A 9,887-nucleotide genomic window follows, 5' to 3' on the forward strand; every position below is an offset into this window, starting at 1 on the left:
GGTCACCGATCGTCGAGACTCTTCCCGCGCCGATCGGCGAGCCCCCACGCGGCGATCGCAGCGACGGCGAAGAAGGCCCCGAACACGATGAAGAGCAGCGGTGCACCCCCTCCGGCGAGCAGCGGCGGGACGGTGAGGGGGGCGATGATCGAGGCGATCCGGCCGATCCCCGCCGCCCAGCCGGCGCCTGTCGCGCGAAGAGAGGTCGGGTACATCTCCGGTGTCACGGCATACAGCGCTCCCCATGCCCCGAGGTTGAAGAACGACAGGGCCATCCCCGCCCCGATGATCATCGCGACGCTGTCGGCGGTGCCGAAGACGAGAGCGGATGCCGCGGACCCGACGAGGAACACCGACAGCGTCGCGCGCCGTCCCCACACCTCGACGAGCCACGCGGCCACGGCGTAGCCCGGAAGCTGGGCGAGAGTGATCACGAGTGTGAACCCGAACGAGCGCACCAGGTCGTACCCCTGAGACACGAGGATCGACGGGATCCAGATGAAGGCGCCGTAATAGGAGAAGTTGACGCAGAACCACACGATCCACAGGCTCGCCGTGCGCGCGCGGAACTCCCCGCGCCACAGCCCGGAGACTCCTCCGCCGGCGCCGACGTCGGCATCCTCCGTCGTCCTGCCCTCGAACGACGCACGCTCCGGGCGGCGTGCCGACACCGGGCGGACGCGGTGTGCCGCGTCCTCGAAGCTGCGGACGACGCGTTCGGCATCGTCGTGGCGACCGCGGCGTGCGAGCCACCGCGGCGACTCCGGCAGCCCCCACCGCACCGCCAGCGCGTACGCGGCCGGGACGGCGCCGATGGCGAACGCCCACCTCCACCCGTCGTCGGATGCCGGGATGACGAGGAACCCGATGATGGCGGCAGCCGTCCAGCCGACAGCCCAGAAGGCCTCCAGGATCACGATCACGCGCCCTCGGATGCGCGCGGGCGCGAACTCCGAGACATAGGTGGAGGCGACCGGAAGCTCCGCACCCAGGCCGAGCCCCACCAGGAAACGGAAGACGAGCAGGGCAGCCAATCCCGTGACGAGAGCGCTGGCGCCGGTGGCGATCCCGTAGACGAGGAGGGTCAGCGCGAAGATCTGGCGCCGTCCGAACCGGTCGGCGAGGAGCCCGCCGAGGGTTGCGCCGATCGCCATTCCGAGAAAGCCGATGGACGCGATCCACGCCGTCTCGGACGGCTGCAGCTGCCATTGCACCGCCAGCGCGGCGATGATGAACGAGATGAGACCGACATCCATCGCGTCCAGAGCCCATCCGATCCCGGATCCCGTCAGAACGCGCAGATGCCTCCAGGTGAACGGCAGAGCGTCCATCCGAGCCGAAGTATCGGTGGTGCTCGGGGTGTCGGTGCTCACCGGCCCATGCTAGAGCGCGATCGGGACCGCATCGCGCTCCTCCGCCTCGGCGACCAGCTCGCGCACGCGCGGGATGACCTCGGTTCCGTACAGCTCGATGGAGCGCATGAGCTTCTCGTGCGGGAGCGTGCCGTTGGAGTACTTGAGGTCGAAGCGGTCCAGACCGAGGGCGAGGACGGTGTCGGCGATCTTGCGTGCGACTCGTTCGGGCGATCCGGAGTAGATGGCGCCCTCCCCCACGTCCTGCTGGAAACGCAGCCGGTTGTACGGCGGCCAGCCGCGCTCACGACCGATCGTGCTGAACATCACGTCGAAGGCCGGGTACGCCTCCTCCCACGCCTGCTCGTCGGTGTCGGCGATGTGACCCGGGGAGTGCACGCCGATCGGGCGCGCCTCATGGCCGAACTGGGCGAGCGAGCGGCGGAAGAGATCCGCGTAGGGCGCGAACCGCGCTGCCGGCCCGCCGATGATCGCGAGCATCAGACCGAATCCGTAGCGCGCGGTGCGGACGACGGACTCCGGGGAGCCGCCCACACCGATCCACGCCGGCATTCCGCTCTCCGTCTTCGGGAAGACCTCGGTCGCCTGCAGTGGCCGCCGCGTGGTGCCCTGCCAGGTGACCGGCTCCTCCTTCAGCAGCGCCGCGAGCAGGTCCAGCTTCTCTTCGAAGAGGACCTCGTAGTCCTTCAGTTCGTAGCCGAAGAGGGGGAACGACTCCGTGAAGGAGCCGCGTCCGAGGATCGGCTCGGCGCGTCCGTTCGACAGCGCATCGAGGGTCGCGAAGCGCTGGAAGACACGCACCGGGTCGTCGGAGGAGAGCACCGTGACGGCGGTGCCGAGACGGATGTCCTTCGTGCCGGAGGCGATCGCGGCGAGCACGATCTCCGGGCTCGACACCGCGTACTCCGGGCGGTGGTGCTCCCCCACACCGAAGAAGGCGACGCCCAGCTCGTCCGCGAGGGCGGCCTGGTCGACGACGTTGCGCAGCGTCTGCGCCTGGGACAGGAGCGCGCCGTCGGAATCGACGGTGACGTCCCCGAAGGTGTGCAGTCCGAACTCGATCATGGATCGTCCTTTCTATTCGCACGAATAGAACATGCGCGAGTTCAGCCTATTCCCTCCGGGACGTCGCCGTCGTCACCACGGCGCCCGGGGATTCCCGATCAGCGGGCGAGGGCCTCACGCAGGGTGTCCAGACCCACGCCGCCGACGTCGAGCGCCCGCTTGTGGAAGTCCTTGATCGAGAATGCGGCGCCCTCGCGTTCGGCGACGTCATCGCGCAGCTGCTCCCAGATGCGCTGCCCCACCTTGTACGACGGCGCCTGCCCCGGCCAGCCGAGGTAGCGGTTGACCTCGAAGCGGACGAACTCCTGGGGCATGTTCACGTTCTGCCCCATGAACTCCAGGGCGAACGGGGCATCCCACGCCGCCGCCCCATCCGGTCGCTGCTTCTCGAGATGCACGCCGATGTCGAGCGCCACACGTGCGGCGCGCATGCGCTGACCGTCGAGCATGCCGAGGCGATCGGCGGGATCGTCGAGGTACCCGAGCTGCTCCATCAGTCGCTCGGCGTACAGCGCCCATCCCTCAGCGTGCCCCGACGTCCCCGCGAGCAGCCGACGCCAGGAGTTCAGCTGCCCGCGGTTGTACACGGCCTGGGCGATCTGGAGGTGATGGCCCGGAACTCCCTCGTGGTACACGGTCGTCAGTTCCCGCCACGTGTCGAACTGGTCGACGCCCTCCGGCACCGACCACCACATGCGGCCGGGACGGGAGAAGTCATCGGTGGGACCGGTGTAGTAGATGCCGCCCTCCTTCGTCGGGGCGATCATGCACTCGAGCCTGCGGATCGGGTCCGCGATGTCGAAGTGCGTGCGGCCGAGCTCCTCGACCGCACGGTCGCTCACGCGCTGCATCCACTCCTGGAGCTGGGTCGTCCCGTGGAGCTTGCGCGCGTCGTCCTTCTCGAGGAACGCCACCGCCTCCTCGACACTCGCACCGGGCAGGATCTCGTTCGCGATCGACTCCTGTTCGGCGACCATGCGCGCGAGCTCCTCGACACCCCACTCGTAGGTCTCGTCGAGGTCGATCTCCGCTCCGAGGAAGCGCCGCGAGTGCAGCGCGTACAGATCCCGGCCAACGGCGTCCTTCTCCTCGGCGACCGGGGCGAGCTCGGACGTCAGGAAAGTCGCGAGCGTGTCGTACGCGACCCGCGCAGCGCCCGCGCGATCGGCGAGGTCGCGCGCGAGGGAGGCGGGGAGCTGCCCCTCGGACGGCGCCGCCTCGGCGGTGAACTCGGCGAAGAAGCCGGAGTCGTCGGTGTACCGGGCGATCTGGGCGGCGACCTCGACGACCTGACGACGCGCGGGGACGACACCCCTCGCCGCACCCTCGCGGAGCGTCGCGACATACCCTTCGATGGCGGCGGGCAGCGCGCCGAGCCGCTCGGAGATGACCGACCAGTCCTCCGGGGTGTCGGTCGGCATCAGATCGAATACTGCGCGGATGTCCTGTGCGGGCGAGGCGATCACATTGAGGTCCCGCAGGTGCCACTGGGCATCGGCGAGCTCCAGGTCGAGCTCGAGCTCGCGCGACAGATCGGCCTTCGTGACCCGGTCGATGTCGTCGACAGGCTCGGCCGCGGTGAGTTCGGCGAGGGTGGCCCGCGCGGCGGCGACGACGCGCTCGTGCCCCTCCGGGCTGTAGTCGCCGTAGCGGCCGTTGTGCTCGAAACGACCGATGTAGGTCGCGACGGTCGGTTCCAGCTCGGCGATGGTGTCGACCCACGCGTCGGCGATCGTGTCGATCGGCGTGGGTGTCCGGGAATTCTCAGTCATGGATTCGAGCCTAGGCAGGCGCACACGACCGCGCCAGCCGGCCACGCCGCGCGAACGCTCCGTGACTCAGTGACCGGCGGTGTCCCAATCTCCCCCACGCCCGATCTGCACGTCCAACGGAACCGTGAGGTCGGCGGCATCCGCCATCCGGACGCGGACGATCTCCTCCACGCGGTCCCACTCCCCCGTCGCGACCTCGACCACGAGCTCATCGTGGATCTGCAGCAGCACCCGGGAACGCAGGCCCTGGTGTCGCAGCTCCTCGTGGATCCGGAACAGCGCGATCTTCATGATGTCGGCGGCGCTGCCCTGGATCGGGGCATTCAGCGCGGCGCGCTCCGCGTTCTCGCGAAGGACCCGATTCGGGCTGGCGAGGTCGGGGAACGGCCGACGACGGCCGAAGATCGTCTCGGTGTAGCCGTCGATCCGAGCCTGTTCGACCGAGGAGCGGAGATAGTCGCGCACGGCACCGAAGCGGGCGAAGTACTCCATCATCAGCTGCTTCGCCTCGGACTGATCGATGCGCAGCTGCTTGGACAATCCGAACGCGGACAGTCCGTAGACGAGACCGTACGACATGGCCTTGACCTTCGTCCGCATCGCGGAGGTCACCTCTTCGGGAGCGACCGCGAACACCCGGGCACCGACGAAACGGTGCAGGTCCTCACCGGAGCGGAACGCCTCGATGAGCCCGGGGTCCTCCGACAGGTGCGCCATGATGCGCATCTCGATCTGCGAATAATCGGCCGTCAAGAGAGTCTCGTATCCCTCGCCCACCTCGAACGCGGCGCGGATGCGGCGACTCTCGTCGGTGCGGATCGGGATGTTCTGCAGGTTGGGGTCGGTCGAGCTCAGCCGCCCGGTCTGGCTGCCGGTCTGGACGTAGGTGGTGTGGATGCGCCCGTCCGCGGCGATCGCGCCGTCGAGGGACTCGATGATCTGACGGAGCTTCGTCGCCTCGCGGTGCTGCAGGAGGAGGCTCAGGAACGGATGCGGGTGGGATTCCTGCAGGTCGGCGAGCACGGCGGCGTCCGTGGAGTATCCGGTCTTGGTCTTCCGGGTCTTCGGCAGCTCGAGCTCGTCGAAGAGGACCTCCTGCAGCTGCTTCGGCGAGCCGAGGTTCACCTCGCGCCCGATCGCCGCGTACGCCTGCTGGGCGATACCGTCCGCGCGCGCGGCAAGCTCGGCGGAGAACCCGGAGAGCTTGTCATGAGAGACCGCGACACCGGCCAGCTCCATGTCGGCGAGAGCGGACAGGGTCGGCAGCTCGATGCCGGTGAGCACGGACGAGACGGATGCCGGCAACTCGGCGCGCAGGGCCTCGGCCACGCGCAGTGTGAACCAGGAGAGCTGACCGGGGGTCGCCCCCTCGTTCTCGGGGACGAGCTGCGACGGGTCCGCCTCGGGGAGCTTCTCGTCGAGATAGCGGTCGACGAGATCAGCGAGGGACTTGTCAGGGAGACTCGGCCGGAGCAGCCATCCGGCGATGACGGTGTCGAAGGCGAGGTTCGTCACCGTGATCCCGGTGCGGCGCAGCGCCTTGATCTGGGTCTTCGCGTCACTGAATGCCTTGGGCGTCTCACCGGCGAACCAGTCGCGCAGAATCCCGGCGAGGTCATCCGACCAGTCCGCCTCCACGGCGGTGGATGCCGTGGCGAAGCCGATCCGGTGCGGGAGACCGCCCCGGACGACGACCGTGACCCCGACCTCTCCCTCGGCTCCGCGCAGCCAGTCGGACAGCGCACCGGCATCGACGGTCGGCGAGGCGGGGAGGGGCTCGGCGGCGGCGGGCGAGGCCGCCGTCGCCTGATCGACGCCGGCGGCCTCGAAGACGCGCGGGAGAAGCGTGCGGAACTCCAGGCGCGCGAAGATGTCACGCACCGCCTGGGCGTCCATCGGCTGGACGGCGAGGTCTGCCGGAGTCACGGAGAGCTCGACGTCCCGCATGAGACGGTTCAGCATCCGGTTGCGACGCACGTCGTCGAGGTGCTCGCGCAGGTTTCCACCGACGACTCCCTTGATGGTGTCGGCACCCTCGAGGAGCGCATCCAGCGAGCCGAACTGGGTCAGCCACTTCACCGCGGTCTTCTCGCCCACCTTGGGCACACCCGGGAGGTTGTCGCTGGTCTCGCCGACGAGGGCGGCGATGTCGGGGTACTGCTCGGGCGGGACGCCGTACCGCTCGATGACCGCCTCCCGGTCGTAGCGCTTCAGCTGGGACACTCCCTGGACGTTCGGATAGAGCAGCGTGACGTCGTCGTTCACCAGCTGGATCGTGTCACGGTCGCCCGAGCAGACGAGCACGTGGAACCCGGCCGCGCTCCCCTCCTCGGCGAGGGTCGCGAGGATGTCGTCGGCCTCGACGTCCTCCTGCGCGAGGACCGGGATGCTCATGGCGGTCAGGCACTCCTGCAGAAGGGGGATCTGACCCTTGAACTCCGCCGGCGTCTCGGAGCGATTGGCTTTGTACTCCGGGTACTCGCGTGTGCGGAACGACTGCCGCGACGTGTCGAAGGCCACAGCGAGATGGGTCGGGCGTTCCGCCTTGATCAGGTTGACCAGCATCGACAGGAAGCCGTAGATACCGTTTGTGTGCTGTCCGTCCTTGGTCGAGAAATTGTCGACCGGCAGCGCGTAGAAGGCCCGGTACGCCAGCGAATGGCCGTCGACGACGAGGAGGGTAGGCTTTGCGGAGTCCGTCACCCTGCAAGCCTAGACGCGGCATCCGACGGTCGAATCTCCTCTGGACGGAAGGCGCCCCGATGACCACAGACTCCCGGAGCGACGAGGGCCTCGACTGGGCGCTCAGCCGAGGAATCGGCGCACTCGCGGAGAAGATGGGCTTCGAGTGGGTGACCTTCACAGCGGACCGCGCCGTGGGCCGGATGCCGGTGGAGGGCAACACGCAGCCGGTGGGACTGTTCCACGGCGGGGGCTATGTCGTGCTCGGAGAGTCGCTCGGCTCGATGCATGCCAACTACCTCGCGGGCCCCGGACGGCTGGCCGTCGGCGTCGACATCAACGCCACGCACACCCGCTCCGCCACGCGCGGGTGGGTCACCGGCGAGTGCGTGCCGCTGCACGCCGGACGCAGCCTCACGGTCCACGAGATCGTGGTCCGGGATGACGAAGGCCGGCGCTGCTCCACGGTGCGGATCACGAACATGATCCGCGACCTCGACCGCTGATCAGCCCTTCTTGGGCGCCAGCTGTTCGATGATCGCCTTGGCGACGTCCTGCATCGTCAGGCGGCGATCCATCGACGCCTTCTGGATCCAGCGGAACGCCTCCGGTTCGGACAGGCCCATCTTCTCGTTGAGAAGACCCTTGGCGCGGTCGACGAGCTTGCGGGTCTCGAACCGCTCGACCATGTCGGCGACCTCGGTCTCGAGCGTGATGATCTGCTCGTACCGGGCCAGAGCGATCTCGATGGCCGGGAGGAGGTCGTTCGGGGTGAACGGCTTCACGACGTAGGCGAGGGCCCCGGCTTCGCTCGCGCGCTCGACGAGCTCCTTCTGGCTGAAGGCGGTGAGGAGCACGACCGGCGCGATGTGGTTCTTGCTGAGCTTCTCGGCCGCGGAGATGCCGTCGAGCTGAGGCATCTTGACGTCCATGATGACGAGGTCGGGACGCAGCTCGGTGGCCAGGGCGACGGCGGTCTCACCGTCACCGGCCTCGCCGACCACGTCGAAACCGTTGTCGCGGAGGATCTCGACGATGTCGAGTCGGATGAGCGACTCATCCTCGGCGACGACGACGCGACGGGGGGTGGGTGCCGTGGTGGTTTCCTGCTCAGTCACCATTGAATCCTACGGTATGGTCGTTCGCGGACCAGCCGGTGTGGCGGAATGGCAGACGCGACCGACTCAAACTCGGTTGCCCGCAAGGGCGTGTGGGTTCGACTCCCACCACCGGCACGTGGCGAAGGCCGCGACCCGTCAGGGTTGCGGCCTTCGCCACGTTCGGGTGGCGCGGCTCGGGAAGAGCCCGCGTGTGGGTGGGCCCACGCGGCCGGAGGCTCCGCGCGGTGCGGAGCAGCGCGTGGAGTGGCCGTGGGGACGACTCCCACCACCGGCACGTGCGGAAGGCCGCGACCCGTCAGGGTTGCGGCCTTCCGCACGTTCAGCCTCATGACGAGAACGACGAAGCGGCCGCCGGAGAACCGGCGGCCGCTTCGTCGTTCGTCACGCTTCCGCTTTGTAGATGGGCGCGTTGCCGTTGACGGCGTCGCCGACCTTGTGGATGCGGATGTCGTTGGTCGAGCCGATGATCCCGGGAGGGGACCCGGAGATCACGACGACCTTGTCGCCGACCTCGGCGAGCTTGTTGTCGAGGAGGTAGTTGTCCACCTGGATGAACATCAGGTCGGTGTGGGCGACGTGCTCGACGAGCGTCGACTGCACACCCCAGGTGAGGGCCATGCGACGACGGATCGCCGGGTCCGGCGCGAAGCCGAGGATCGGGATGTTCGGGCGCAGACGCGACATGCGGCGCGCCGTGTCGCCCGACTCGGTGAACAGGCACAGGTACTTCGCGTCGACGAACTCCGCGACCTCCATGGCCGCCAGCGTGATGGCGCCGCCCTGGGTGCGGGGCTTCGTCGTGAGGGGCGCGATCCGCTCGAGGCCGTGCTCCTCGGTGGAGGCGATGATGCGGGCCATGGTCTCGACCACGACGACGGGGTACGCGCCGACGCTGGTCTCGCCGGAGAGCATCACTGCGTCCGCGCCGTCGAGGACGGCGTTGGCGACATCGCTGGTCTCCGCGCGGGTCGGAACAGGGCTGCCGATCATCGACTCGAGCATCTGCGTCGCGACGATCACGGGCTTGGCCATGCGCCGGCAGAGCTCGACCGCGCGCTTCTGCACGATCGGGACGGCTTCGAGCGGGAGCTCGACGCCGAGGTCGCCGCGGGCGACCATGATCCCGTCGAATGCGTCGATGATCTCCTCGAGGTTGTCCACCGCCTGCGGCTTCTCGATCTTGGCGATGACGGGGACGCGCACGCCCTCCTCCGCCATGATCTCGTGGACCCGCTGGACGTCCTTGGCGTCGCGCACGAAGGACAGCGCGATGAGATCCGCGCCCGCGCGCAGACCCCAACGGAGGTCCGCCTCGTCCTTCTCCGACAGCGCCGGGACGTTCACGGCGACCCCGGGGAGGTTGATGCCCTTGTTGTTGGAGACGGGACCGCCGACGACCACCTTGGTGGTGACGACCGTGCCGTCGGTCTCGACGACCTCGACGCGGACCTTGCCGTCGTCGATGAGGAGGAAGTCGCCGGGCTTGACGTCCTGCGGGAGCCCCTTGAAGGTCGTCGAGACGATCTCCGCCGTGCCGGGGATGTCCTCGACGGTGATCTTGAAGATGTCGCCGGGGGCGAGCTCGTGCGGGCCGTTCTCGAACCGCCCGAGGCGGATCTTCGGGCCCTGCAGGTCGACGAGGGCGGCGACCGCACGGCCGGCATCCTCTGCGGCCTTGCGCACATTGGCGAAGTTGTTGTCGTGGACCGAGTAGTCCCCGTGGCTCAGGTTGAAGCGGGCGACGTCCACACCGGCGTCGATGATGGCGCGAACCATCTCGTACGACGATGTGGCCGGACCCAGCGTGGCGACGATCTTGGCGCGTCTCATCCGTGGATTCTCCGGGTGGGTAGGGGGCGAAGTGCCGGGGCCAG

7 protein-coding genes and 1 tRNA gene are annotated in these 9,887 nt (G+C 68.6%); 2 read left to right on the forward strand and 6 right to left on the reverse strand.

Annotation, left to right across the window (positions count from 1 at the left end):
- Window positions 1-2: 2 nt before the first annotated feature.
- The 4 genes from ABXJ56_RS13865 to polA all read right to left on the reverse strand — a co-directional run bounded on the left by ABXJ56_RS13865 (window position 3) and on the right by polA (window position 6,913).
- Window positions 3-1,331: an MFS transporter gene (locus ABXJ56_RS13865; RefSeq protein WP_354000599.1), complete on the reverse strand. Its 1,329-nt coding sequence runs from the start codon at window positions 1,329-1,331 to the stop codon at window positions 3-5.
- 51 nt (window positions 1,332-1,382) lie between these two features.
- Window positions 1,383-2,438 (reverse strand): LLM class flavin-dependent oxidoreductase, encoded by a 1,056-nt coding sequence (locus ABXJ56_RS13870; RefSeq protein WP_354000314.1) that lies wholly within the window; start codon window positions 2,436-2,438, stop codon window positions 1,383-1,385.
- A 98-nt stretch (window positions 2,439-2,536) separates the two neighbouring features.
- Window positions 2,537-4,210, reverse strand: coding sequence for a DUF885 domain-containing protein (locus ABXJ56_RS13875; RefSeq protein ID WP_354000315.1), 1,674 nt, complete (start codon window positions 4,208-4,210; stop codon window positions 2,537-2,539).
- A 66-nt stretch (window positions 4,211-4,276) separates the two neighbouring features.
- Window positions 4,277-6,913, reverse strand: a complete 2,637-nt coding sequence (gene polA, locus ABXJ56_RS13880; RefSeq protein ID WP_354000316.1) for a DNA polymerase I — start codon at window positions 6,911-6,913, stop codon at window positions 4,277-4,279.
- Between the two features lie 59 nt (window positions 6,914-6,972).
- On the opposite strand from polA, the gene ABXJ56_RS13885 reads away from it, so the two are divergent.
- On the forward strand, window positions 6,973-7,398 hold the full coding sequence (locus ABXJ56_RS13885) for a PaaI family thioesterase (RefSeq protein WP_354000317.1): 426 nt from the start codon (window positions 6,973-6,975) through the stop codon (window positions 7,396-7,398).
- On the opposite strand, the gene ABXJ56_RS13890 is transcribed toward ABXJ56_RS13885, so the two are convergent.
- Window positions 7,399-8,010, reverse strand: coding sequence for an ANTAR domain-containing response regulator (locus ABXJ56_RS13890; protein ID WP_053547513.1), 612 nt, complete (start codon window positions 8,008-8,010; stop codon window positions 7,399-7,401).
- Window positions 8,011-8,044: 34 nt separating this feature from the next.
- On the opposite strand from ABXJ56_RS13890, the gene ABXJ56_RS13895 reads away from it, so the two are divergent.
- Window positions 8,045-8,127, forward strand: a tRNA-Leu gene (locus tag ABXJ56_RS13895).
- 267 nt (window positions 8,128-8,394) lie between these two features.
- On the opposite strand, the gene pyk is transcribed toward ABXJ56_RS13895, so the two are convergent.
- Window positions 8,395-9,843 carry a pyruvate kinase gene (gene pyk, locus ABXJ56_RS13900; RefSeq protein ID WP_354000318.1) on the reverse strand — a complete coding sequence of 483 codons (1,449 nt, stop codon included), beginning with the start codon at window positions 9,841-9,843 and terminating at the stop codon, window positions 8,395-8,397.
- Between the last annotated feature and the right edge of the window lie 44 nt (window positions 9,844-9,887).

Source organism: Microbacterium aurantiacum, from assembly GCF_040532595.1.
GTDB classification, from domain to species: domain Bacteria; phylum Actinomycetota; class Actinomycetes; order Actinomycetales; family Microbacteriaceae; genus Microbacterium; species Microbacterium chocolatum_B.

Coding starts and splice junctions, on each gene's coding strand:
- ABXJ56_RS13885 (WP_354000317.1), top strand. CDS start 6,973: ATGACCACAGACTCCCGGAGCGACGAGGGCCTCGACTGGGCGCTCAGC.
- ABXJ56_RS13865 (WP_354000599.1), bottom strand. CDS start 1,331: ATGGACGCTCTGCCGTTCACCTGGAGGCATCTGCGCGTTCTGACGGGA.
- ABXJ56_RS13875 (WP_354000315.1), bottom strand. CDS start 4,210: ATGACTGAGAATTCCCGGACACCCACGCCGATCGACACGATCGCCGAC.
- ABXJ56_RS13870 (WP_354000314.1), bottom strand. CDS start 2,438: ATGATCGAGTTCGGACTGCACACCTTCGGGGACGTCACCGTCGATTCC.
- pyk (WP_354000318.1), bottom strand. CDS start 9,843: ATGAGACGCGCCAAGATCGTCGCCACGCTGGGTCCGGCCACATCGTCG.